We start from the raw sequence: 24,581 nt of genomic DNA, 5'->3' as shown, positions 1-24,581 counted from the left end.
TTTTTCCAGAGTCTGGATTATAAGGGGCCGATCATGTTTAATTTTAGAAAAAAGGGTAAGAGAGGACTGATGGTCATACCACGGTTATTCCGGTCTACCGTTCTTATGATGCTGATCATGATGATGCTGTTGGGAGGTTGCCAAAAAATGGATAAAACGGACAATGCCAGCCAGGTGCAGGAGGCCAAAACGATCGCCATCCAATATTTCAAGGATGAATACGGGCTGGATGTGGAGATCACGAAACAAGAAAAGCTGGCCCAATACATATCCCCGAAAATAATGATGAAAGGCCATGTGACCGGCCACCCGGACGAAACCTTTAACATATCGGTCGACTACGAGGATAAGAAAACGACCGATTTCGTGATGAGCCCGGAACTTGAGAAGGCCATCCGCGCCAAAGGAATCAATCCTTTCGCCAAGTAGGGTAAAACACTGTAGCAAAGCGGAAATCTGAAGTAGCAGCAAGGGAGGAGTACGTTTGAGCAAGGCGCCTGAAATTACGGATGAGATGTACCAAAAAATGTCGGACCTCGCTTACGCCGATCTTGAAAAGGGAAGCAAGCCGCAGGAGCTTCCGGGCTGGGAGGTGCTTGAAAATCCGGCCAATGACGACTCGTCGGGATTTGATGCCGTTACCTTCTACAATCCGGACACGAAGCAAGCGGTAATCGCATACCGGGGAACGGAGGGCGGGAAAGGCTTGAAGGACTCTCTTCCCGATTACCTCACCGACGGAGGCATAGGGGTTCGGGAGCTGGGACGCAAAATAGACCAAAGCCTTCATGTTAAATATCCTTGGGACGATACAGTGCAAACGATTGAGGATAAGACTGGCATTACTAAGGTAAAGGATTGGGCCGGTGAGGCGGACCGCTTTCTGGACAAAACCTTTAACGGGGACAAACAGCTATATCAGGCGGAAGATTATGCGAAGGAGATGCAAAAAAAGCATAAGGATCTGCATTTCTCCCTGACCGGGCACTCGCTTGGTGGTGCCAATGCGCAGTATGCTGCGGCCTATACCGGATTGTCCGCCGTTACCTTCAGCGCGCCTTCAGTTATGGGAAGCCTGTCACCGTGGGCTAAACGCCGGGCAGAGGCAGGAGAATACGACTCTCAGATTACTAATTACGCCCATCCGGGCGACATCATTGCGAGCGGCACGCTGGGCGGATTCGACCGTCACGTCGGTTCGACTTATTACATTGACTCGAATTACGAGGACGCGAACAAGGACGTCGGCATCATTGAGAAAGCCAAGAATACGCTGGGTGGCCCTTATTACCACGGGTTAAAGCAATATCAGTTTGATGCGAACGGCTATTTGTCCAATCCGCTTTATGATGGTGCGACGGGTGAGCTGGTGAACGGATCGCCGCGGCTGCCGGCATCGTTCCGGATTATGGAGAGCTGGAGAGGGGCTTTTGCCGATCAGGCGCGAATGCTGGGGTTGTTTGGCTTCTCTGCGGGCGGCAGGCTCGGAGGCGGGACGATCGGAGGCGGGACGATCCGCGTCACGCCTGAGGAGCTCAGAAGCGTCGCGGAAAAATGGAGCGTGAGTGCGCAGCAGGTTCACGCCGACTTGCAGACCATCAGAGCGAAGCTCATGAAGTATATGCATTCCAGCCATAGTCGCAGGCTGCAGCCGCTGGTCGCGCAGCTGGATGCCTCGATTAACGAGCTGACGCAGTGGCATGTCCAGCAAACGACGGAGTTTCTTGGCTTTATCCGGCTGAAGGCGGAGCAATTTATTCAGGCGGATGCGTCTAACAACGGAAAACTGCTGGGATAAGCAGGGGAGGGAATGTCTTGAACGGAGAAATCCTTGTCGAACTGGATGACCTGCTGCAGGCCGAGCGCGAGCTTAGCTGGCTGTTGGGCCGGATTCAAGCCGATGAGCAGGAGGCCAGAAGTCTTTATCAAAGGCTGGACGACTGGACTGGCTTGTCTGCAGGCGTCACGCGTGAGCTCGTGGAAGCTTTTTTTAGCGGCCTGGCCGGGAGGGTGCGATCGATTGAACAGCAAAAAGCGGAGCTCATAAGGTATGTGGAACTGATGAAGCAAGCGGATCAGATGCGGTAAACGTTCGAGATCTCGTTTTAAGAAATGCAAAAGGACTGTTCCGCCAGGGGGATACCCTTAGGAACAGTCCTCTTTGTATGTCTATGCGCACGGATTGTCGTGGCAGAGATGCTGTGCAGGCGCAGGAAATGACGCTTGGATTTGTTGATTAAATAATCCGTCTCCGCACCCAGCCTGAGACCAGATCGGTTAAGATGACCAGTACAATAATGCCCAGCAAAATAATACCGACTCGATTCCAGTTGCGGACTTGGAGTGCAAAGATCAGCGGTGTACCAATACCTCCGGCTCCGACCAGACCAAGTGTGGTCGCGGAGCGGATGTTAATCTCGAAGCGGTACAGAGAATAAGAGAGGAACTGCGGAATTACTTGAGGCAGCACCGCGTAGCGCAGCACTTGGAGCCGGTTTGCTCCACTGGCGATCAGCGCCTCCTGCGGTCCCCGGTCGATGCTCTCAATCGTCTCTGAATAGAGCTTGCCAAGCATGCCGACCGAATGGATGCCCAGCGCGAGCACCCCTGCAAAAGAGCCGGGACCTACCGCTTTGATAAACAGGATCGCAACGACAATCTCTGGAAATACGCGGATGACACTCAGTACGATTTTGCCGCTGCCGGATACGGCGAGATGGCGGCTCATATTCGTGGACGCCCAGAAAGCAAATGGAATACACACTACGGTGGCGACAACCGTACCGAGAATGGAGATGACCAGCGTATCCAGCAGCCCGCGCAGCAAATCTTCGCCTTCCGGAATGTAGACGAAGGACCAGTCCGGATGCAGGAACCCCTGCAATATGGATTTGGATACGGTTCCGGCCGTTCCTTGGATTCCCTCAAAATGTATCCCTTGGACGGACCAAAAGTAAACGGCGATGACAACCAGGGTGATGACCGCAAAACGAATCCGGGAGCCAAGCACGGAGCCGGATGTATTTCCGGATGCGGCAGACGTCGTATTTTTCATAGCAGTTTCCTCCGGATAATCGTGCTTCCATAATCGATGACCAGTACAATCACAAGTGTCAGCAAAACGATGATTGAGGCCCGGTCGTAGCGGAACAGCCCAAGCGCACGGTCCAGAAGCAGCCCGATGCCGCCTGCACCGACAAGTCCGAGGACAGAAGCGGCTCGCACGTTGACCTCGAAGGTATACAGCAGATAAGACATGAAGTAAGGCAAAGCCTGCGGAACAACGCCGAACATGATGATCTGCATCCGGTTTGCGCCAACGGCGCTCATCGCTTCAAGCGGACCTGGATCAATGGCTTCGATAGCCTCAAAGGTCAGCTTGGCGATCAGGCCAAACGAGAAGAATACCAGGGCCAGCATCCCCGCGAAAGGCCCGATGCCGAATACCGCCACGAAAATAGCCGCGAACAGCAGATCGGGAATGGTGCGGATCAGGTTCAGCATCATGCGTGCTGGCAGCGAGACAAAGCGGCTGATCCCCAAATTCGAAGCGCAGAGCAGTGCTACCGGAATGGCCAGCAGCCCGCCCAGCGTCGTGCCGAGAATGGCGATCTGGACGGTTTCCATCATCGGTCCCCAGATTGTAGGCAGGTAGCTCCAGTCCGGCGGAAACATTTCCTGCAGTAGGCTGCCCATCTGCGGAAGCCCGACGATAAGCTGGTAAGGGGTCACATCCGTCCGGATCGAACAAGCGATCAGCACGGCGAAGAGTACCAGCCAGCCGGCAAGCTGTTTGTATTTGTGCGGCGGACTAAGGTCAGGCGCTGCTGGATTGATCGGAGCTGTGGAAACAGGTGTCTTCATCATGCCCCTCCCAGTAGCTCATCCTGCATCACGGGACGGCCGTAGATTTCCGCGAAGGCTTCATCGGTTGCTTCCTCCGGCGTTCCGTCGAACACGACTTCTCCGGCGCGGAGGCCGACGATCCGCGTTGCGTATTCACGTGCCAAATCGATAAAATGCAGGTTGATAACCGTGGTTATATTCATATCCCGGTTGATCCGCTTCAAATCGTCCATCACCTGGCGGGTGGTCAGCGGGTCAAGGGAAGCGACAGGCTCATCAGCTAAAATGACCCGTGCCTCCTGCGCCAGCGCGCGAGCAATCGATACGCGCTGCTGTTGTCCGCCGGAGAGCTGATCGGCCCGGATGTATGCTTTTTCCCGGATATTCACACGCTGCAATGCATTCAGGGACAGATCAACGTCTTCCTTAGGGAACCAGCCGAGCATGGTCCGAAGCGTGGAGTGATAGCCGACGCGTCCAGAGAGGACATTACGGATCACAGTCGACCGTTTAATCAGATTGAAGCTTTGGAAGATCATGCCGATGTCACGCCGGATATGGCGAATCTGGCTGCCAGAGGCACGGGTCACCGATTTGCCGTTGACGCGGATTTCTCCCTCAGATATGTCTGTTAGGCGGTTGATGCTCCGCAAAAAGGTGGATTTGCCTGCACCGGAGAGACCCACGATGACGACAAGCTCCCCTTCTTGAATGGTGAGATTAATATTGCGCAGTCCGACCGTTCCATTCGGATAGACCTTGGATACTTTATCAAATTCAATCATGCCAAACCAACTTTCTGTTATGGTTTCTACAGGCTGAAGTGTCCTCATCACTTGTAATGGGAAACAACACCGCCATTAAACGTCATGGACGGTGCTGCCCTAGTTACTGCATGGATTTTAAAAAGTTACGACTTTACTTGATTTCCTGGCCTACAACTTCTGCGTATTCACGAACCGGATCGAAGTTTTTGTCATCGCCGGCAGTATAACCGACATGTGTATAAATGTCTTTAATGACTTTCGCGCCTTCCGCATCATTGGTGATATCGATGAAAGCCTGGCTGATCTTGTCTCTCCAGCTTTGATCCATATCATTGCGAACACTTACGGTATCATTCGGGATTTTGGCGGTGTAGTGGATGACACGAGTTTTTTCAAATACATCCGGAACGTCCTTTTTCACTGTATTACGGGCATCCTGGAACACGGCTACGGCGTCCACTTGATCGTTCAGCAGCGCCATAATTGCAGCGTCATGGCCTTTGATTGTTACGCCCTGCACATCCTTGTCCGGGTCGATTCCTTCCTTTTTAAGCTCGGCCGCTGGGAAGACATAGCCTGCGGAGGAAGTAACGTTTTGCCAGCCGATTTTTTTGCCTTTCAAGTCCTTCAGGCTTTGAATCGGAGAGTCTTTCTTTACCACGATCATGGATTTATAGAAGTCGACTTTATCTGTTGTGTCTTCACCGGTATCATCCTTCACGCCGTAACGCTGTGCTTGAAGCAGAAGATCAGCCGCTTTTTTCTTATCATGAGCCAGAACGTAAGCGTTCGGAGGCAGGAAGCCGACATCTACCTGTTTGGAGGCCATCGCTTCAACAATGGTGTTGTAGTCGGGAGATACGGTCACGTGAACCGGGATGCCGAGCTTATCGCCAAGGAGCTTCTCTAGAGGCTTTGTCTTGGCTTCAAGCGTATCCGCATTTTGAGATGGAACAAATTGTACATTAAGCTCTTTCGGCACATAAGCCGAAGACGCTGCTTCCGCAGTGCCTGATGCGGTGTCTCCGCTGCCGGCGCTTTTTGATCCGCATGCTGCAAGACTGGCTGCAAGAGCTAGCGTCATGCCGATGGTCAGTACTTTTTTAAACATCATGATCCCCTCCGTGTACTTTTCTTTTTTTGTTCAGGAGTGATACCGCCTGACAGGAACGAGCGTAACATAGGCTCATCGGACTAGGGTTAACGCAATGGGTTTCTTTTGTTGAATGTATGTTAATTTTTACGAGGTCTGGAAGTGATCTAGAGGCGTCTGGGATTTAATGATCACATACCTATATATGGAAGAAAAGCGATTTGAAGGATTTTACATCCGCTTAACGTTTGGGCGGTATAATGTGCGTAATCAATACAGATAGAGGAAAGAAAAACGTATATCAACGTACTTTTGCAGAAGCGAGGGCTGCGTTTAGTGAAAGTTTTTCTAAAAGGGAGTGGTGAACGGTGAACGGCATTCAAGATGAACGAGGGATGAACAAGCAAAATGACGCTGAGCCAACCATGAAGCTGCGGATCATGTCAACGACGGATGTGCATTCCTGCCTGATGGATTACGATTATTACCGGGATCAGCAGGATCCTTCGCTGGGACTTTGCCGTACAGCCACCTTGGTGAAGCAGGCAAGGGCGGAAGTGGAGAATACACTGCTTGTGGACAATGGGGATCTGATCCAAGGCACGCCGCTCGGGACGTTTGCCGCCCGGATCGACTCCTCCATCTTTTCGGAAACGGAGCCTTTCATCCATCCGGCTATTGAAGTAATGAATGCGATGGGTTATGATGCGGCGACATTCGGAAATCATGAATTTAATTACGGAATGGATTATCTGGATCAGGTGATTGCCTGCGCAGATTTTCCTTATGTAAACGCGAATATATATGTACATGAACAGGAATCTGGCAGTGAAAATGCTGTGAACCGCTACACACCGTATGCTATTTTGACGAAAAGCTGCATGGATAGCCGGGGAGAGTATCATGACGTTGGTGTCGGCTTCATTGGACTGATTCCTCCGCAAATTCTGGACTGGGACGCGGCTCATCTGGAAGGCAGGGTTCAAGTGAAGGATATGGTGCTGTCCGCACTGGAATGGATCCCGCGAATGAAGGAGGAGGGGGCGGATGTCATTATCGCGCTTGCCCATACGGGCTTTGATGCTGGCGTGTCCCTGAAGGACTGTAATGCCGAAAATGCAGTGCTGCCTCTCAGCCTGGTGCCGGGCATTGATGCCATCACGTTTTCACATACGCATCAAATATTCCCCGCCCCGGACTTCGCTTCGCTGAATCCATCTTTTAAAGATGAGAATGGGGCGCTGCTGCCTGCCGTTCATCTGGAAGAGGGCACCATCAACGGTCTGCCGGCCGTGCAGGCTGGTTATGGCGGTGCGCAGCTTGGTATCATTGATTTATCACTGCAGCAGGTGGACGGACAATGGCAGGTGGTACACGGAAAGTCCATGATCCGCGAAGTATATGACCGTCTTCGTGGCACCGAGCTTGCAGAGCCAGAACTGGAAATCACCAGAATGCTGCAGGAGGTGCACCAAAATACGGTCCTGTACGCGAACGCTCCCATTGGGCGGGTCGAAGCGCCGTTGCACAGCTATTTCTCCCTGGTGCATGAGGACGCCTCCGTCCAGCTTCTGAACCATGCGCAGTGCGCTTATGCCCGCCGATGGATCGCTTCCTATGCGCCGCATCTGCAGCATCTTCCTGTCCTGTCGGTGGGATCGCCGTTTAAGGCGGGACGGAACGGACCGAAAGAGTATGCGGATATTCCTGCAGGCCCGGTCGCTATCAAAAGCGCAACGGAGCTGTATTTGTTCGACAACACGATCAAGGGCGTTAAAATGAACGGGGCGGGTGTAAAGGAATGGCTTGAAATGGCTGCCGGCATGTATAACCGCATTGATCCGGAGGAAGCTGGAGAGCAGCCACTGCTGAATCCGCTGTTTGCGGTTTTTAATTTTGACGTTATCGGCGGCATCGCGTATCAGGTGGACGTTACCCAGCCAGCCAGATACAAGCCGGACGGGACGCTGCATAACGTTAACGCGGGTAGAATCGTAGATTTATGCTATCAAGGCAAGCCGGTTGATCCGGAGCAGCAATTTATTCTAGTGTCGAGCAATTACCGGGTATTTGGAGGCGGGAACTTTCCGGGTCTAAGGGAGGCGGAGCTGGTGCTGGATTCTGCGGATGAGAACCGCCAGGTGCTGATGGATTATATTGCCGAGCAGGGCTGCCTTGACGGGCGCACGGACCATAATTGGAGCTTCGTTCCTATTGCGCGTCCGGTGAATGTCACTTTTACCTCCTCGCCGGATGCGGTGAAATATATCAGCGATTTTCCGCAAATCGAGTATACGGGACGGGTTAATGAGCAGGGTTATGGCATTTACAGACTGGATTTGAGTGTTCAAAATACGGTGAACGCGGCTATTTCCCGGGAAAAAGTGTATCCATATTAATATACAAGATCTGACAGGGCGGACCTGATTTCATATTTACTATAGTTAACATATCCTATATTTTGTCAAAAAACAGAGGCTCAGGATGTCCTGAGACCTCTGTATTTTTTTACAAAAATAAGGAGTAAGGCGCTTATGAGATCCCTATTTTCTATTATAAAATCCTACTACCATAGTGCTGGAGGCGGTCTTATGAACATGTGTTAAGATTTTACAGATTCAGCAAATTGTAATAATAAATGGGTGCTACTTTTAAGGGGATCGTGAAATTTCAATAGAAATTGAGGAGGAACGAAAGGAATGAATATGGCCAATTCTTTGAAGATCCGTAACAGGAAGCTAGCGGGCTCTTTATTCGCAATGTTTTTGATTTTTTCCAGCGTGCTGGGCTACATACCGGCACAGGCGGCTTCTTCTGTACTTACTGTGGCACAGGCTCTTGCCAAGAACAACAGCGGAGAATCGGCAACGGTCGAAGGCTATATTGTCGGCGAGGTATACAATTCCAAGCTTATCTTCTCAGGATTTCAGGATGACCTGAATGTGCTGATCGCAGACTCCCCAAGTGAAACCAATAAAGACAAGCTTATCGATGTTCAAGTGTCCAACAACTACCGTTCCCAAGTTGGGCTGAAAGCGAATCCGGCTAATCTGGGCAAAAAGCTTCAGGTTACAGGAACATTGACCGCATACAGCGGCATGCCCGGTATTAAGAGTCCAACGGGAATGACCGTGGCCGGTGAATCCGGCGGCGGAGATCCGGGCAATGGCGGCGGAGGTAATCCTGCCGATCCAGGCAGCGAAAATATCGGCGTTCCGACCACGCTTCCGGACGGTACCGGCAAAAAGGTGCTTTTTGACGAGACTCATGGTCAAACCGCTGGTGCCGCTGACTGGGTCATTGATGGGGCCTTCTCCGATTTTGCCGACGGTCTGAGAAAAGCAAATTTCCAGGTCGATGCGCTTCAAAGAACTCTTCCGATGAATGCCCAGTCCTACGATAATCCAGCCATTACGCTCAGCAAACTGAAGCAGTACGACGTGTTTATCATTGGCGAAGCCAACATTCCTTTCAAAGCTTCCGAACAGGATGCGATGCTGCAATACGTGAAGGAAGGCGGCAGTATCTTCTTCATCTCTGACCATTACAACTCCGACCGGAACCTGAACCGCTGGGATTCCTCGGAGGTCATGAATGGCTACCGCCGCGGTGCTTTCGGTGATTCAACCAAAGGCATGCCGACGGCAGAGGCCGCTTCCAGCGCTATGAAGGACGTAACAAGCACAGATTGGCTCGGACAGAACTTTGGCGTCCGTTTCCGCTATAACTCCGTTGGAGACGTGACGAAGACAGATACCGTGAAATACGATCAAACTTTCGGCATTACGGCAGGTGTCAATGACGTTGAGATGCACAGCGGTTCGACACTCGTCGTTTTGGATCCGAAACGGGTCAAGGGCGTCGTATATCTACCGAAAAATGTTCCCGGATGGAACAACGCTGTCGAAAACAGTGACAAGAAAAATTTCCCTACCGGCGGTGTATACAAAAACGGTGGCGTAGATGAGGGCCCGTATGCAGCCATTTCCAAACTGGAAAAAGGCAAGGCGGCATTCATTGGCGACTCTTCCCCTGTAGAGGACTCCAGTCCTGCTTATGTCCGTGAGGATAACGGAGGCAAGAAAACGACCTTTGACGGATTTAAGAACGAAGGGCAAGATGCCGTATTCCTCGTTCAAACCGTTGAATGGCTAGCTATGCATGAAGATTACACAACTTTTGAAAATCAAGGCATCACGCTTGATTCAACAACCCCGCTGCTTGGAACGCTCGAGGACCCAGCCACTTCGGCTGAAATTCCGGGTACCGAGCCATGGACAACACCGGCAGCAGGTTATAAATGGTACGACCCATCCACATATAAAGCCGGAGCCTATGGATCCGGTGAATCCGGTCCGATCATAACCATTCCGGATTTGACCACGATTGCCAGTGCTAGAACGGCTGCAGATAACACCTATGTGACGGTTCAAGGCGTTATTACATCCGAGCCGGGCGTATTTGGTGGGAATGGATTTTATCTGCAGGACGGAACGGCCGGCATCTATGTATATCCGGGCAAGCCTACGGGATACCATGTCGGTGACAAGATTAAAATCACAGCCCAGAAGACCATCTACAACTCTGAGGTGGAGCTGACGAATGATGTTCAGGTCGCCAAGCTGGATGATCAGGCCAATATTCCGGCTCCTGTCGCTATCGTTCAAGATTCAGTTAACGACAGCAACCAAGGGCAATTGATTTCGCTAAAAAATGTTACCGTTCGCAATTATGCGACCGTAACCGGCTCGCTCGAATTTGATCTGGTTAACGGCAGCACAACCAATCATGTGCGCGTAGACAGCCGTACGGGTGTCAATGCAGACATATTGAAGCAATCATTCCCTGAAGGAACAGCGGTCGACATTACCGGTATTTCTTCAATATTTAAAAATGCATATCAGCTCAAACTGCTGAATCCGGGCGATATCCGTCCAGCAGGATCGTCACCAGGCAGCGAGGCCGATAATACGGCTACGTTGACAGGCCCGGCATCCGCTGTTGCAGGATCATCTATTGACCTGTCTGTTGGTGTCAGTAAACTGACATACACATTCACAGCGATGGACGTGACCATTCAATATGACCCATCCAAAATGACGTTCGACACACAAACGGATCAGGATGGGAATCTGATTCTCGCTGAGAATGCAATTACTTCCTCCAGGGAGGGTCTCAGCCTGCTCGCAACGGGCATCAAGCCGAATGATGGCCAAATTCGCCTTCTGATGGCGAGCACTGGGGAAGCACATGTGGTAAAAGACAGCGGTGAGCTGTTCAAACTGCATGGCAAGCTGAAGGCGGATGCTTCCGGTACAGCCGACTTGTCCGTGACTTCGTTTACAGCATCTTCAGACGGATCCTCGCAGGAAATCGGAACAGGAGCTGCTAGTGCTCATATTCAGGTCACAGCAGTTGATCGAAGCGCACTGCTGGCAGCCATTCAGAATGCACAAAAACTGGCTGATCAAGCGGTGATCGGAACGGATCCGGGACAATATCCAGCTGCTGCGAAGTCCGACCTGCTGGCTGCCATTCAAGCGGCGAATGCTGTATATAACAATGCATCGGCAACGCAAGAGCAGCTGGGTACGGCTCTGGCTGCTTTGACAAGCGCGGTGAACACCTTTAAAAATGCGGTGATTCCGTATCCATCCGAGCCGGCGGATAAAACGGTGCTGACATCCGTAATCGCTTCTGCACAAAGCATCTATGACCGCGCTGCTGCGGGTGACAAAGTCGGACAATATCCAGCTGCTGCCAAAACAGCGCTGCAGTCTGCGATCCAGTCGGCCGTAACCGTGAAAAACAATGCTTCCGCTACCCAGTCGCAGGTGGATACTGCGGTTTCCGCGCTGAATAGTGCGGTGGCAGTCTTCCAGACCAAGCTGATTACGCTTGTGCCAGGTGCAGGCAAAGTGTCCGTTCAGGACCTGTCCATTATGGCCAAATACTTCGGCATTAAATCGACTGACAGCAACTGGAGTCGTGTGGCACAGGCTGACATCTTCAACGAAGGGGAAATTTCGATCCGTGCTCTGGCGGCTGTAGCCCAAATGATTATCGGTGACTGGTATACGAAGTAATAACGATATTATTGAAAAAACGAATCGCAGGAAGCAGCCTTAGGCTGTTTCCTGCGATTTGCAGTCTGAAAGGATGAAACCCATTGGTGAAAAAAATAGCCACTATACTCGTATTTGTGATCATGCTAGGATGGATTGCTTCAGGAACGCAGGCATGGGCTGCGGATGCGGGTCCTTCCATATCTATGAAATCAACGGTCAGTGGAAACGAAATTACGGTCGTCGTGACCGGAGAACAGCTTAAAGATTTGTACGCTTACGACTTCATGCTGAAATACGATGTGCAAAAACTTGCCTATCAAAGCGCTTCTTCAGGCACCAGCGGCTTTTCCATCGATCCGATCGTCAAGAACGGGGAGATCCGGATCGCTCATACCAAGGTAGGGAAAATCGCAGGAGATAACGGTACGCTTCAACTGGCTGTCATTAAGTTTAAGAGACTGCAGACCGGAGCAGCACAGCTCTCGCTCCATGACGTCAAGCTGGTAGATTCCAAGCTGAACACAGGGGGAACGGCTATCAAACCCGTAATTACAGTAGAGGAAGGCTCAACATCTACCGATGTCGCTTTGAAAGATATCACAGGTCATTGGGCGAATACGGCTATTCTTCAAGCGGTACAGCAGGGCTGGATTACCGGATACGCCAATGGTACATTCCTGCCAAACAAGGAAGTGACGCGTGCTGAATTTGCCGCTATGCTGATTCGTGCTATTGGAACAGATGGAGGCAGTCATCAGCCGCTGCAGTTTACGGATGCGAAGCAGATACCTGCCTGGGCTCTATCCTATGTGGAAGAGGCGGTCAGTCGGAACATCATGAACGGTTATGAAAATGGCGCATTTGGACCTAACAAGCTGATTACCCACGCCGAAATGGCAGCTATGGCTGTTCGTTCGCTGAATGGAGCGGCAGCTCCGCAAGAATCCGGAAGCCTCAAGTTTGCGGACAGCAGCCAAATCCCTGCTTGGGCCAAGCCATATGCTGCGGAGGCAGCAGAGAAAGGGATCATGAATGGAAGAAGCGGCAATGTGTTTGCACCAAGCGCACATGCGACGCGCGCGGAGGCTGTTGTCGTTATTCTGGCTTTACTGCAGCAAAAATAATCGATTCAAACCTTTGATCGGATGGAAAAATGTCCTTTATAAAAAATCCGACACCATCACTGAGATATGTGCTATACTATCGTAAGTAACCAATGTGATGGCTTTAACATACGATGATGTGAAATCATGGTATGATCTGTCTAACAAATACTAAAATAAATGAATATGGATCTTCGGGGTAAGGTGAAATTCCTGACCGGCGGTGAACGTCCTTTGCGATTAAGCAGACAGACGTCAAGCCCGCGACTCGCTGTTTTTGAGGTTTGAAGCAGCGACTGACCTGGTGAGATTCCAGGGCCGACGGTAAAGTCCGGATGGGAGAAGATCAAAGCAATAAGTTTGTGCGAAATTTTACAATTTCGGCAGGCTTATTTGATCAGCCCCCGGTGTGTCGATTAAAGTCGATCAACGGGGGTTTTCCAATGTTGACTCCGTATTCAGGCAAGGAGATCAAGAAAATGGGAAACGTAAGCATTAAGTTGAATTCCGCCGCGTGCAAGCAGGCGGATCGTCCGAGAGCTGGCTTTTGGCTAGTTGTCCTCGGTGCAGCATTATGGGGGGCGGATCCGCTCTTCCGAATTATTTTGCTCCAGGAGCATATCACTCCTTCGCAGATTGTCTTGCTGGAGCATATCATTATTGCGCTGATTATGGCGCCGGTATTATGGAAACATCGCTCTGAAATGAAAGGTCTCAAACTGAGTCATATCGGCGCACTGCTCTTCCTATCATGGGGCGGCTCAGCCATTGCAACGATACTCTTTACCCAAGGACTGACTCACGGGGATTTGAACGCTGTGCTTCTGCTGCAAAAGCTGCAGCCGATTTTCGCCATTCTCATGGCGCGTATGCTGCTGAAGGAAAAGCTGCCGAAGCAGTTCGGATGGCTGCTGGTTTTGGCGCTCGCGGGTACGTACCTGCTGACCTTCGGATTTACGTTCCCCTTTGGCCATGTGAATGATTTTGTGACAGTGGGAAGCTTGCTTTCCCTCGGCGCAGCGGCACTCTGGGGCGGCTCTACCGTTATGGGCCGTTTGATGGTCGGTAAAATGGAATACGAGACCGTAACTTCACTGCGGTTTATTTTGGCTCTGCCGCTTCTGCTCGGCATTACGATCTACCAAGGCGATCCTTGGCAAATCCCAACAGGTGCGGGACCACTTGCGGCTGTGTCTCTCAATCTGCTGGGGCAGGCTCTTCTTCCAGGGCTGCTCAGCCTGCTGGTATATTATAAAGGCCTGACGACGACGAAAGCTTCGGTAGCGACTCTTGCGGAGCTGAGCTTCCCGATGGTTGGCGTACTCATCAACTGGATCGTATTTCATCAGATGGTGACCGTTGCACAGATCTGCGGATTCGTACTCATCTGGACCGCTTTATTCGTGATTTCACGCAGAAGCGAGGCATAAAGGCAAGGGTTGCAGTTTTTTTAAAGACGTCTACAAAGGCTGTCTCCACACTGATATGCTCCCCTAAAAGTAGTAGACAGGTTTAATTAAGTAAACCGCTACTCGAAAGGGAACATATCATGCTGTGGAACAGCTTTTTTGTGTTTGCCCAAGTCTTAAAATATTTCAGTCATGATTTGCGGAGGCAGACATACATTTGTACAAGAAAGCGCTTCCAGAATGCGTTTTAGTTAAAATTCTGGAGCTTTTTGAAGATGAGGTGTGAATGTGATGAATGGGGGAATTCTCATGAAGCTGAAACTTGCTTCCAAGCCGCTGGTCGCCTTATTTATGGCAGCGGTTCTCTTTGCAGGCTGTGAAAGTGTGCAGCCGCCATCGGCGACCGAACCACCGAAGACCCAGGAAGAGAACAAGACACCGGCCGATACATCGACGAAAGAGCCTGCCAAGGAGCCTGCAGCGGAATCGGCTAAGGGCGATGCGAAGGAAACGCCGAGAAATGAAACGCTGTACATCAACGGCCTGCAATGGGGGGCGCCGACCAACTTCAACCTGCTGAGCGGTAATTCGGCCTTTCCGATTAGCTACGGCAGCTCCAGAGAACTTGTGTATGAAACGCTCTTTATGATTAACGAGCTGAATGGCGCGCTCGAGCCGCTGCTTGGTACGAAGTATGAGTGGAAGGACGACACGCTGCATGTGGAGCTGAACAAGGATGCCAAATGGAGCGACGGCCAGCCGTTCACTTCGGATGATGTTGTATATACCTATCAGCTCGGCAAGAAATATGACATCAACTGGAGCAGCTATTGGGCGTATATTTCCGAAGTAACGGCTGATGGTGCGAACGCTGTCAATATCAAGCTGAACAAGGATAATCCGAATAAGCTGACCGTGCTTGACAGCATTGAGATTATTCCGATGCTGCCCAAGCATATGTGGGAAGAGATCGAGAAGAAAGCGAACAACGATCTGACGGCCATCCGCAAGGAAGTGAACGCTGATCCGGTTGGCACGGGTCCGTACAAAATGTACTTCTACAACGATCAGAAGATTACGATTGTCAGAGACGATAATTACTGGGGTCAATCCCTTTTTGGCAAGCTGCCAGCTCCCAAATATATTACACACGTGATCTACAAAGACAATGCAGCCGGAGACCTCGCATTCAAGAGCGGTCAGGTGGATGTGTCGCAGCAGTTCATTCCGCAGGTATGGAATATGTGGAAGAATGGAGCTCCGATCAAAACCTATCTGAAGGATGCTCCATATTATGTTCCGGGCTCTATGCCGTCCATTATCTTTAACATGTCCAAAAAAGGAATCGACAACGTCGATGTCCGCCGCGCTATTGCGATGAGCATCGATTACAAGAAAATTTCGGATCTTGCAATGAGCGGCTATTCTGCCGCGATGGAGCCTTCGCTGACACTGAATACCGAAGCGGAATCCAAATACGTGGATAAAGACGCGATCAAATCACTGCAATGGACGACGGATGTAAAAGCCGCTAACGACCTGCTGGACAAAATCGGAGCGAAGAAGGGCAAAGACGGCATCCGCGTCCTGAACGGCACCCGCCTCGGTCCATTTGATGTGGAATGTCCTTATGGCTGGTCCGACTGGAACGCCGCGCTGGAAATCGTAGCACAAAGCGCTAAGGCGATCGGCATTGAAATTCGAACTAAATTCCCTGAAGCTCCGGTATGGACGAATGATCTGCAGACAGGCAAATTCGATATTATTATGAACACGCCTGCCGGCGGCGTCAATCCGAGCCAACCATGGAGCAGAGCGCATGACATAATGTACTCCAAGAAGGTGGCTCCGATCGGCGAAATGGCGTTCTGGAACTGGGGACGCTACAAAAACGACAAAGCCGATCAGATTATCGACCAAATCCCTACCATCTCTGATGAAGCGCAGCTGAAATCCCTGTACACCGAACTGACGAAAATTTGGCTGACCGATATTCCTTCGGTGCCGCTGATGTACCGGCCATGGCTATTCCATACCGTGAATGAGTCGGTATGGAAGGGCTTCCCGGTTGAAGGGGACGGCAGCAATATTCCTCCGCAAATCGCCATGGATGGCGCAGGCATCCGGGCATTGTACCAGATTCATAACTGATGGCAGGGCGGCCTGCATAAGGAGGCAGCGCAACATCCACTCCTTATGCGGGCTCTCTTTCACTGGCTGCATCACTATTCGCATTTTGCCGGACCGTCTGAAGGGGGGAGCTTCTTGAACGCCTATTCGAGATATTTTTTCAAAAAGCTGTTTTGGTACCTGATGACCCTCGTGATTGCTATCGCCCTTAACTTTTTTCTACCGCGCATGATTGAAGGCAATCCCGTGAGCCTGATCGTATCGCAAATGTCCAAGGGCATGACGGACAGCGACACGATCAAGCGTGTCTATGAGACTTTCATGAAGGAATTCGGCATCGACAAGCCGATGTGGGAGCAGTTCGTGATCTATATTAAAAACCTGTTCATAGGGGATCTCGGAACTTCTTTCGGCTTGTATCCGAAGAAGGTAACGGATATTTTGACGTCTGCCATACCTTGGACCATCGGCCTGCAGCTGCCTGCTATCCTGGTGGGATGGATCCTCGGTAACCTTCTCGGCGCGGTTGCCGCTTATAAGAAGGGTGTATTCGACAAAGTCATTTTTCCGGTGGCGCTGTTTATCAACTCGATTCCTTTTTTCACGCTTGCCATTATTATGCTGTATCTGTTCGCCCTCACGCTGGGGTGGTTCCCGCTGTCGGGCGGGTATGATTTTCAGATGGTTCCAAGACTCAGCCTCGATTTTATAGGCTCGGTCATCAGGCATCATACGCTGCCGTTTCTCTCCATCGTACTGGTCACGATCGGCGGACAGGCGATCGGGATGCGGGAGATGTCCATTTATGAGCTGAATGCCGACTATGTGCTTTACGCTAAGTTGCTCGGCATCCGGGATTCGAAAATATCGAGATATGTGTTCCGCAACGCCATGCTTCCGCAAATTACGGGACTGGCTCTGTCGATCGGCACCATGGTGGGCGGCTCGCTCATCTGTGAAATTGTTTTCAGTTACCCGGGCCTGGGCACTTGGATGTTCACGGCGATTCGGCAGCTGGATTATCCGCTGATCTCCGGCTGTACGCTTCTCATTGCCGTGACCGTGCTGCTGGCCAATTTTACGATCGACATGATCTACGGACTGATTGACCCAAGAATCAAAGCTGCGCAAATGGAGGAAGAGTAAGATGAAAAATTCCTTCGTTATTCTCCTAAAGTCGCCCAAGTTCATGATCGGCGCGATCCTGTTCCTGCTGATGCTGGCCCTTGTGCTGATCTATCCGCAAATCAATCGGAAGGACCCGCTAGAGATGATCGCTCTGGCCTTTCAGCCGCCGGATGCCAATCTGTGGCTCGGCTCGGACAACTTCGGGAGGGATTTGTTTCTGGAGCTGATGTACGGCATTCAGACATCCATCCGGGTAGGCCTGATCGCCGGTGTATTCGCCACCGTGATCGGTCTCATTATCGGTCTTGCCTCTGGATATATCGGCGGTATCGTCGATAACATCCTGACTGCTATCACGAATATTTTTATCGTCATTCCATCCTTCGTCATTCTGATTCTTATCTCGGTCAGCATCAATTCCCGCAGCTCGCTGGTCACGGCGATCATCATCGGTATTACCAGCTGGCCGTGGACCGCGAGGGCTGTAAGGGCGCAGACCACTTCGCTCCGGGGCCGGGACCATGTCCATATCGCCAAAATATCCGGTCACAGCACGCCCAAGATCATCGTATTTGAGATTCTCCCTTATATCGCGTCTTACGTCGTCATGGCTTTTGTGCTGCAGACTGCGTCAGGCATCCTATCGGAGGCGTCGATCTCCATGCTCGGCCTGGGACCGTACAATACGATTTCGCTTGGCATCATCATGAACTGGGCACTGGTGTTTGAAGCACCGGTGGCAGGGGCATGGTGGGCATTTATTCCGGCCGCGCTGTCCATCGCGCTGATCACGTTTTCCCTCTACATGATGAACACGGGGATGGATGAAATATTCAATCCGAAGATAAGGAGCTGATCGCGTGAGCGCGAATATTTTGGAAGTCAGCGGCCTGAAAACCTATTATAAAACCCGGCTGAAAGAAAAAGTGTTTGCCGTGGACGGCGTCGATTTTGACCTGGAAGAAGGTAAAACGCTGGGAATTGCGGGCGAGTCAGGATGCGGCAAATCCACGCTTGCGCTCAGCCTGATGGGCTTTTATTTCCCGCCACTGCATTACGGCAGCGGATCGATTCGCATCCATGGCAATGACATCATGAAGCTGAGCAAGGAGCAGCTCCGTTCGAAGGTATCCGGGCGCGAGATCGCATATATTCCGCAGGCCGCCATGAATGCGCTGAATCCGACGCTGCGGATTATCCGCTTCATTGAGGATATTATGAAGGAGCACCGGCCCGAGTTATCCAAAAAGCAGGTGTGGGAGCTCGCTTCCGAACGATTCAAAACGCTGAATTTGCCCGAAAAAGTACTGAGGTCCTATCCGAATGAGCTTTCAGGCGGGATGAAGCAGCGGACCGTGATTGCAATCTCCACCATTTTGAATCCGAAAGTGCTGATCGCCGATGAGCCGACCTCAGCTCTTGATGTTACGTCGCAAAAAGCGGTCATCAAGCTGCTGAAGGATTTGCTGAATAAAAAGTATATCCGGTCGCTGGTTTTTATCACGCACGAACTGCCGCTTCTATATCATGTGACGGACGATATTATGGTGATGTATGCCGGAGAAATCGTTGAGCGGGGGACGGCGGAGCAGATGATTTTTGATCCAGTTCATCCTTACACGAAGAAACTGATGGGCTCCATTTTGGTACCGGAGGAGGGCATGAAAGGCCAGAAGCTTGCGGCGATTCCCGGCGCCCCGCCGAACCTGAAGCAGGTGCCGCCGGGCTGCCGGTTTGCGGAGCGATGCTCATATGCGCGTGACGAGTGCAAGGTCGGCAAGGTCCCGGTGCAGACGAACGGAGGCAACATGTACCGCTGCCATTTTGATACGGATACGCTGAAGGAGTGGTATGCGAATGAGCAATCGTGACCTGTTGATTCGAGGTCAGGATCTGACCAAGGTGTTCGGATACGGCAATCAGAAGACGACGGCCGTGGACGCGGTGAATTTCAATTTTCATAAGGGAGAGATCATTTCCATCGTTGGAGAGAGCGGAAGCGGGAAAACGACGCTGGCCAAAATGATCATGGGCCTCCTGAAGGAATCTGGCGGAAGTATTGAGTACAAGGGTCAGCCCCGCAGTTTGAAGTCCCATGCCGACCGGAAGCGATATTGGAAGGATATCCAGGCCATCTTTCAGGATCCGTTCTCGTCTTTTAATCTCTTTTATAGAGTGGAAAAGCTCCTCATGGACTGCATCAAGCTGCAGGGACTGAAGCTCAGCAAGGAGGAGCAGCAGCGGAAGATGAGAGAGGCATGTTCCTTCGTGAATCTGAAGTTTGAGGAATTGCACAACAAGTATCCGTTCGAGCTGTCCGGCGGACAGATGCAGCGGCTGATGATCGCCCGCATTTTCATGCTCCATCCCAAGGTGCTTATCGCCGACGAACCGACCTCCATGGTCGACGCCTGCTCCAGATCAACGATTCTAGATATGCTGCTGAAGCTGCGGGATGAGAACGGTATGACGATTATCTTTATCACCCATGATGTGGGGCTGGCCTATTATGTGAGCGACACGATTTATATTATGGAAAAGGGGAAAATCGTTGAGAGCGGTCCCGCAGAGGATATCATCCTGAATCCGCAGCATAAGTATACTCAGCAGCTCATTAGTGATGTCCCTAAAATCCATTCGGCCTGGGATCTGGGGTCATAAGGATCGCTGATGCTAGAGCGGCAACTGGGGGAATACCAGATGCAGAAAAGGATAGAGCCGGAGGATTCCGGACTCTATCCTTTCGTATGTATTGAGAGAATTATTTTGTAGTAAGAATTCACTCTATTTGGAAAAATTGTATATATCTAACATTTCTGATATGCCATTCATTTGCTTTTCCAATTGCTCATTCAGCTTCTGAAGAGCGACTTTGAAGGAGCGTTTAATCGTAGTTAGATCATGTGTCTCTAAAGCTTCAAGCAACTGTCTCATGCTTTCAATGAAAAAGACGGTTTTCCTTAAACTGCTTAGCACAATAATCTTTTTCAATTCCCGCGATGTAAAAACTCTATATCCGTTTTCCGGATTCCGCTTAGCGCGAATAAGCCCCTCCTTTTCCCAATGTCGAATAGCGGATGGGTTTACGCCAGCGATAACGGCGACCTCCCCGATGTTCAATTCATCCGTGACCTGAATATCCCTATACATGAAGAAGTCAGTTTGATGAATGAGGCTCATGACCTCCTCGACTCGTTGCTTCTCTACCTGGATGTTGTACTGTTCTAAATTGATCATCCAAAGCGCTTGTTCAACGTGACCTTTTTTTAATAAGTTCATGACATCGTAGGCGATAGGTAGATCGAATCCTTTGATCAAGGAACGTAAAGCAAGGAAAGCTTGAACATGGGTCGTTGTATAATATCTTCTATTACTGGCTGTCCGAGGTACGTCAGGCACCAAATCGAGACTTTCATATCTTCGCAAGGTTGTCGTGCTGACATGGAGTCTCTTGGCCATCTGTTTCGGTGTAAAGGTTTTGTCCACCTGCGACACTTCCTTAAAGTCAAACTCTAAAGTACGGCAACAACATTATAAGAGATAAATGGCCGTCCACACAAGGATACCTGGTATATCAAACGAAATCTTGCATGAATGTTATATGATCGAAGTTGGGATAAAAAATCGAGGAGGAAAACTTCATGGAAAAGGGGCATTTTGCTTTAACGTACCGGAACCTAAAACCCGGCGAATTCATTACGTTCGGCACGTATCCGCAGTCTGTAGACAGTAAAGAGTTACCGATTAAATGGCGTGTTCTTCAAAATTCAGGAAGTGAGTTGTTTGTTTTGAGTGAGTATGTTTTGGACTGCAAGAGGTATCACGGCAAGAGCGCGGATCTGAAGTGGCGTGATTGCACGGAAATTACGTGGCATGACTGTGATTTGCGTGAGTGGCTGAATGATGAATTCTATAACGCCGCATTCAGTGACCCCGAAAAGCGACTCATAAAGACGACTCATTGCACGGACAACGGAGAGGGCTGCCCGGATACGGAGGACAAGGTCTTGCTGCTTAGCGTTGCCGAGATAAAAGATTTATCTGAGATTCACGGCAAGGATTTGAGGCGTGCTGTTGGAACCGATTTTGCCAAGACGAAAAAGCCCGATGGATGCAGCTTATATGTATATGATAAAACGAACAAAGATAACTATATCATCAGAGACGGCGAAGAAGTGGGCTGTTCCTGGTGGTGGCTGCGAACACAAGGAAACAAGCCTTCACGTACGTTTTTTGTAGGTCCAGGTTGCAGTATTCGCAGCTATGGGAATAACAGTATAGACGGTTATGGTGTGCGTCCTGCTTTATATATGAATCTTTAAAATGAGCTTCTAAAACTATTATACGAGGAGATAAGACATGGATTACATTTCACCGAAAGAAGCGGCGTTAAAGGTGAAACGGTGGCCTAAATATACCATAGCTGCGGGTTGTCGTCATACCGTTGGTCTTAAATCTGACGGAACGGTGACGGCTGTGGGTGATAATAAATATGGCCAATGTAATGTAAGCTGCTGGCGCGGTATTGTGGCGGTCGCGGCTGGAAATGTTCATATGGCGACGAACACGGGAAATGCTCATACAATCGGGCTTAAATCGGACGGTACAGTGGCGGCTGTGGGTTGGAATAAGCATGGCCAATGTGATGTAAGCGGCTGGCACGATATTGTGGCGGTAGCGGCGGGTTGGCGTCGTACCGTCGGGCTTAGATCGGATGGCACGGTGGTGGCTGTGGGTCGAAATAATGAAGGCCAATGCAATGTAAGCGGCTGGCGTGATATGGTGGCGGTCGCGGTAGGTGACTGGCATACCGTCGGGCTTAAATCGGACGGCACGGTGGCGGCTGTGGGCAATAATCGGTATAGCCAATGCAATGTAAGCGGCTGGTGCGATATAGTGGTGACAGCGGCGGGTTACCTTCATACCATCGGGCTTAAATCGGATGGCACGGTAGCGGCTGTGGGTTGGAATAAGCATGACCAATGTGATGTAAGCGGCTGGAGCGGTATTGTGGCGATAGCGGCGGGTAGTCATCATACCATCGGCCTTAAATCGGACGGTACTATGGCAGCTGTGGGTTGGAATAAGCATGGCCAGTGCAATGTAAGTGACTGGCGCGATATTGTGGCGGTTGCGGCGGGTTGCGCTCATACTCTCGGCCTTAAATCGGACGGCACGGTGGTTGCTGTGGGTGATAATGAATATGGCCAATGTGATGTAAGCGACTGGCGCGGCATCCAACTGCCCGGTAAATAGTTTTCAATATTAATAATTCAACTTTCCAAGCGAATAAATGGGCCGAATCGCTGATGCGACAAGGGTTACGAACAAGGAGTCAAGTGCATGGACATCCTAAACTTACCAAAGTTCAACGTACTGGGCATTGCCGAAAATAAATACGATTTTCAAATTCGGACTTACCAATATGTGGAAATATTGTAGAACTTCTCATAAAGCGTCAAAGGTATCGTTGTAGAACAGCACTGAAGTCAGTGTCTTGGGGTTGGGAATGCTTTTGCTCAAATCACCGATGAGCCCCGATATTTTTTTGCCGGTTAGATCCGTGTATCCGAACATCAGCTGGTCTGGCGCGAAGCTCACCGGCAGGCGCCTTGGCTCTGGAGGCTGATCCGTTTGCCACAGCGGGCGCGGCAGTGGCTCCGGCGAAAGAGGCAAAGACCGATACGCACAGCAACAAGCTGAGCAGGGTGGCGAACAGTTGCTTTTTCATTTTACAGACCTCCTTAGTGGTATACTTCTACTGGAGTATACTGTTAATAGTAACGCTGGGCGAATTACATTTTGTTACACTAACCCCATAAATATGATCGAAAGGGCAAAGATTTTATATTTTGAATAAAAAAATTTAAACATCTTTAATTCGTAATAAGTAACAAAATTCCAACGATTAACGGATTCAAAGATGAGCTCGAATTGTTCAAAAGGGCAATATGGCGGCGAAAAAAACGAATGTACACGTTTAATTTTCTGGTAATAATTGTTTTCATAGCGCTTTCAATTTGCATATTTACATACGGAAGGTTCTGAATTAAAATAGAGAAGGACTTAAGTTGTCGACAAGTATACTTGTAGTCATAAATATATTTGGAGGATACAAACTTCATGAAACTGGGACTTATCGGTTTAGGTAAAATGGGCTTTAATCTCGCACAAAATCTGCTGTCGAGCGGCCATGAAACCGCTGTCTATGATGTCGATCCCGCGCCTGGAGAACGATTGGCAGGCAAGGGTGCTATTCCAGTAAGAAGCTTGCAAAAGCTGGTTGAACAGCTGGAAGCGCCGCGGATCATCTGGATGATGGTTCCTGCGGGAACCGTGGTAGGCAACGTGATTTCGGAATTGAAACCGCTGCTATCACCAGGCGATGTACTCATCGACGGAGGCAACTCCCATTACAAGGAATCGATGGCACGCGCCAAACAGCTGGATGAAACAGGCGTTCATTATTTTGATGTGGGCACATCAGGCGGAACCTCAGGCGCAGCCGAGGGCGGCTCTTTTATGATCGGCGGCAGCAAGGAAGTGTTTGAACGAATTGAGCCGCTGTTTCAAGACATGGCTGTTCCAAAGGGCTATCTCTATGCCGGCCCGAACGGCAGCGGTCATTTTCTGAAAATGGTTCATAACGGCATTGAATACGGCATGATGCAAGCGATTGCGGAAGGATTCGAAATTCTGGATAAAAGCGATTTCGATTTCAATTACGAAGAGGTTGCCCGGGTATGGTCGAACGGATCGGTTGTCCGGGGTTGGCTGATGGAGCTTGCGGAAAGCGCCTTTGCTAAGGATGCCAAGCTGGACGGAATCAAAGGCGTGATGCAAAGCTCAGGTGAAGGCAAATGGACAGTTGAAACCGCCATGGACCTTCAGGTCAGCGCTCCAATCATCGCCATGTCTCTGCTGATGCGCTACCGTTCGCTTGAAGAGGATACCTTCCATGGCAAAGTGGTAGCCGCGCTCCGCAATGAATTTGGCGGCCACAGCGTCGTAACAAGCGAATAATTTTTGGGCATAGG

General features: G+C 50.5%; 21 protein-coding genes and 1 riboswitch. Of the genes, 15 read left to right on the top strand and 6 right to left on the bottom strand.

What is annotated here, in order from left to right:
- Positions 1-147 precede the first annotated feature (147 nt).
- The 3 genes from MUG84_RS20120 (at position 148) to MUG84_RS20110 (ending at position 2,088) form a co-directional block, all read left to right on the top strand.
- Positions 148-429, top strand: coding sequence for a hypothetical protein (locus MUG84_RS20120; protein ID WP_244728157.1), 282 nt, complete (start codon positions 148-150; stop codon positions 427-429).
- Positions 430-514: 85 nt separating this feature from the next.
- The gene (locus tag MUG84_RS20115; RefSeq protein ID WP_425313248.1) at positions 515-1,798 is read left to right on the top strand and encodes a Tle-like phospholipase domain-containing protein; all 1,284 of its coding nucleotides are present in this window, start codon (positions 515-517) and stop codon (positions 1,796-1,798) included.
- Positions 1,799-1,815: 17 nt separating this feature from the next.
- Entirely contained in the window at positions 1,816-2,088 is a 273-nt protein-coding gene (locus MUG84_RS20110) for a hypothetical protein (RefSeq protein ID WP_244728153.1), read from the top strand.
- A gap of 148 nt (positions 2,089-2,236) precedes the next feature.
- On the opposite strand, the gene phnE (MUG84_RS20105) is transcribed toward MUG84_RS20110, so the two are convergent.
- From phnE (MUG84_RS20105) to MUG84_RS20090, 4 genes are all read right to left on the bottom strand, one after another.
- Positions 2,237-3,055 carry a phosphonate ABC transporter, permease protein PhnE gene (phnE, locus tag MUG84_RS20105; RefSeq protein WP_244728151.1) on the bottom strand — a complete coding sequence of 273 codons (819 nt, stop codon included), beginning with the start codon at positions 3,053-3,055 and terminating at the stop codon, positions 2,237-2,239.
- On the bottom strand, positions 3,052-3,864 hold the full coding sequence (gene phnE, locus MUG84_RS20100; protein WP_425313247.1) for a phosphonate ABC transporter, permease protein PhnE: 813 nt from the start codon (positions 3,862-3,864) through the stop codon (positions 3,052-3,054). Before phnE (MUG84_RS20100) ends, phnE (MUG84_RS20105) begins: the two co-directional genes overlap by 4 nt.
- Positions 3,864-4,631 carry a phosphonate ABC transporter ATP-binding protein gene (gene phnC / locus MUG84_RS20095; protein ID WP_244728146.1) on the bottom strand — a complete coding sequence of 256 codons (768 nt, stop codon included), beginning with the start codon at positions 4,629-4,631 and terminating at the stop codon, positions 3,864-3,866. Before phnC ends, phnE (MUG84_RS20100) begins: the two co-directional genes overlap by 1 nt.
- A gap of 133 nt (positions 4,632-4,764) precedes the next feature.
- Positions 4,765-5,724 carry a phosphate/phosphite/phosphonate ABC transporter substrate-binding protein gene (locus MUG84_RS20090; RefSeq protein ID WP_244728263.1) on the bottom strand — a complete coding sequence of 320 codons (960 nt, stop codon included), beginning with the start codon at positions 5,722-5,724 and terminating at the stop codon, positions 4,765-4,767.
- 350 nt (positions 5,725-6,074) lie between these two features.
- On the opposite strand from MUG84_RS20090, the gene MUG84_RS20085 reads away from it, so the two are divergent.
- From MUG84_RS20085 to MUG84_RS20045, 9 genes are all read left to right on the top strand, one after another.
- Positions 6,075-8,105, top strand: a complete 2,031-nt coding sequence (locus tag MUG84_RS20085) for a bifunctional 2',3'-cyclic-nucleotide 2'-phosphodiesterase/3'-nucleotidase (RefSeq protein ID WP_244728144.1) — start codon at positions 6,075-6,077, stop codon at positions 8,103-8,105.
- Between the two features lie 306 nt (positions 8,106-8,411).
- Positions 8,412-11,792, top strand: coding sequence for a DUF6359 domain-containing protein (locus MUG84_RS20080; protein ID WP_425313246.1), 3,381 nt, complete (start codon positions 8,412-8,414; stop codon positions 11,790-11,792).
- An 86-nt stretch (positions 11,793-11,878) separates the two neighbouring features.
- Positions 11,879-12,898: an S-layer homology domain-containing protein gene (locus MUG84_RS20075; RefSeq protein WP_244728259.1), complete on the top strand. Its 1,020-nt coding sequence runs from the start codon at positions 11,879-11,881 to the stop codon at positions 12,896-12,898.
- Between the two features lie 165 nt (positions 12,899-13,063).
- Positions 13,064-13,228, top strand: a riboswitch (FMN riboswitch).
- 128 nt (positions 13,229-13,356) lie between these two features.
- Entirely contained in the window at positions 13,357-14,307 is a 951-nt protein-coding gene (locus MUG84_RS20070; protein ID WP_244728142.1) for a DMT family transporter, read from the top strand.
- A gap of 288 nt (positions 14,308-14,595) precedes the next feature.
- Positions 14,596-16,437: an ABC transporter substrate-binding protein gene (locus tag MUG84_RS20065; RefSeq protein WP_244728140.1), complete on the top strand. Its 1,842-nt coding sequence runs from the start codon at positions 14,596-14,598 to the stop codon at positions 16,435-16,437.
- Positions 16,438-16,551: 114 nt separating this feature from the next.
- Positions 16,552-17,562, top strand: a complete 1,011-nt coding sequence (locus MUG84_RS20060; RefSeq protein WP_244728138.1) for an ABC transporter permease — start codon at positions 16,552-16,554, stop codon at positions 17,560-17,562.
- Position 17,563: 1 nt separating this feature from the next.
- Entirely contained in the window at positions 17,564-18,400 is an 837-nt protein-coding gene (locus MUG84_RS20055) for an ABC transporter permease (RefSeq protein WP_244728136.1), read from the top strand.
- 4 nt (positions 18,401-18,404) lie between these two features.
- Positions 18,405-19,415, top strand: a complete 1,011-nt coding sequence (locus MUG84_RS20050) for an ABC transporter ATP-binding protein (protein ID WP_244728134.1) — start codon at positions 18,405-18,407, stop codon at positions 19,413-19,415.
- Positions 19,402-20,205: an ABC transporter ATP-binding protein gene (locus tag MUG84_RS20045; protein WP_244728132.1), complete on the top strand. Its 804-nt coding sequence runs from the start codon at positions 19,402-19,404 to the stop codon at positions 20,203-20,205. The genes MUG84_RS20050 and MUG84_RS20045 overlap by 14 nt, the downstream gene beginning before the upstream one ends.
- Positions 20,206-20,328: 123 nt before the next feature.
- Here the strand turns inward: MUG84_RS20045 and MUG84_RS20040 are convergent, their stop codons facing one another.
- A complete protein-coding gene (locus MUG84_RS20040; RefSeq protein ID WP_244728129.1) occupies positions 20,329-21,030 on the bottom strand; it encodes a MerR family DNA-binding transcriptional regulator in 702 nt (233 codons plus the stop codon).
- 155 nt (positions 21,031-21,185) lie between these two features.
- Between MUG84_RS20040 and MUG84_RS20035 the strand changes: the two genes are divergently transcribed.
- Positions 21,186-21,866, top strand: coding sequence for a DUF6273 domain-containing protein (locus MUG84_RS20035; RefSeq protein ID WP_244728127.1), 681 nt, complete (start codon positions 21,186-21,188; stop codon positions 21,864-21,866).
- Between the two features lie 37 nt (positions 21,867-21,903).
- Positions 21,904-22,800 (top strand): RCC1 domain-containing protein, encoded by an 897-nt coding sequence (locus MUG84_RS20030; RefSeq protein WP_244728125.1) that lies wholly within the window; start codon positions 21,904-21,906, stop codon positions 22,798-22,800.
- Positions 22,801-23,068: 268 nt separating this feature from the next.
- Here MUG84_RS20030 and MUG84_RS20025 read toward each other — a convergent pair whose 3' ends face one another.
- Positions 23,069-23,275: a hypothetical protein gene (locus tag MUG84_RS20025; RefSeq protein ID WP_244728123.1), complete on the bottom strand. Its 207-nt coding sequence runs from the start codon at positions 23,273-23,275 to the stop codon at positions 23,069-23,071.
- A 392-nt stretch (positions 23,276-23,667) separates the two neighbouring features.
- On the opposite strand from MUG84_RS20025, the gene gnd reads away from it, so the two are divergent.
- Complete coding sequence (gene gnd / locus MUG84_RS20020; RefSeq protein WP_244728121.1) at positions 23,668-24,567, top strand: phosphogluconate dehydrogenase (NAD(+)-dependent, decarboxylating); 900 nt, start codon at positions 23,668-23,670, stop codon at positions 24,565-24,567.
- Positions 24,568-24,581: the final 14 nt, after the last annotated feature.

The sequence above is a fragment of the Paenibacillus mangrovi genome, from assembly GCF_022898935.1.
GTDB lineage: Bacteria > Bacillota > Bacilli > Paenibacillales > Paenibacillaceae > Paenibacillus_AQ > Paenibacillus_AQ mangrovi.
The sequence above is the reverse complement of the archived record's forward strand: the minus strand, read 5'-3'. Positions and strand labels throughout refer to the sequence as shown.

What these genes read in the sequence shown, in the direction of transcription:
- MUG84_RS20115 (WP_425313248.1), top strand. Translation starts at nt 515, where the DNA reads ATGTACCAAAAAATGTCGGACCTCGCTTACGCCGATCTTGAAAAGGGA.
- MUG84_RS20055 (WP_244728136.1), top strand. Translation starts at nt 17,564, where the DNA reads ATGAAAAATTCCTTCGTTATTCTCCTAAAGTCGCCCAAGTTCATGATC.
- phnE (WP_425313247.1), bottom strand. Translation starts at nt 3,864, where the DNA reads ATGAAGACACCTGTTTCCACAGCTCCGATCAATCCAGCAGCGCCTGAC.
- phnE (WP_244728151.1), bottom strand. Translation starts at nt 3,055, where the DNA reads ATGAAAAATACGACGTCTGCCGCATCCGGAAATACATCCGGCTCCGTG.
- MUG84_RS20080 (WP_425313246.1), top strand. Translation starts at nt 8,412, where the DNA reads ATGGCCAATTCTTTGAAGATCCGTAACAGGAAGCTAGCGGGCTCTTTA.
- gnd (WP_244728121.1), top strand. Translation starts at nt 23,668, where the DNA reads ATGAAACTGGGACTTATCGGTTTAGGTAAAATGGGCTTTAATCTCGCA.
- MUG84_RS20120 (WP_244728157.1), top strand. Translation starts at nt 148, where the DNA reads ATGGATAAAACGGACAATGCCAGCCAGGTGCAGGAGGCCAAAACGATC.
- MUG84_RS20045 (WP_244728132.1), top strand. Translation starts at nt 19,402, where the DNA reads ATGAGCAATCGTGACCTGTTGATTCGAGGTCAGGATCTGACCAAGGTG.
- MUG84_RS20070 (WP_244728142.1), top strand. Translation starts at nt 13,357, where the DNA reads ATGGGAAACGTAAGCATTAAGTTGAATTCCGCCGCGTGCAAGCAGGCG.
- MUG84_RS20030 (WP_244728125.1), top strand. Translation starts at nt 21,904, where the DNA reads ATGGATTACATTTCACCGAAAGAAGCGGCGTTAAAGGTGAAACGGTGG.
- MUG84_RS20025 (WP_244728123.1), bottom strand. Translation starts at nt 23,275, where the DNA reads ATGAAAAAGCAACTGTTCGCCACCCTGCTCAGCTTGTTGCTGTGCGTA.
- phnC (WP_244728146.1), bottom strand. Translation starts at nt 4,631, where the DNA reads ATGATTGAATTTGATAAAGTATCCAAGGTCTATCCGAATGGAACGGTC.
- MUG84_RS20090 (WP_244728263.1), bottom strand. Translation starts at nt 5,724, where the DNA reads ATGTTTAAAAAAGTACTGACCATCGGCATGACGCTAGCTCTTGCAGCC.
- MUG84_RS20065 (WP_244728140.1), top strand. Translation starts at nt 14,596, where the DNA reads ATGAAGCTGAAACTTGCTTCCAAGCCGCTGGTCGCCTTATTTATGGCA.
- MUG84_RS20035 (WP_244728127.1), top strand. Translation starts at nt 21,186, where the DNA reads ATGGAAAAGGGGCATTTTGCTTTAACGTACCGGAACCTAAAACCCGGC.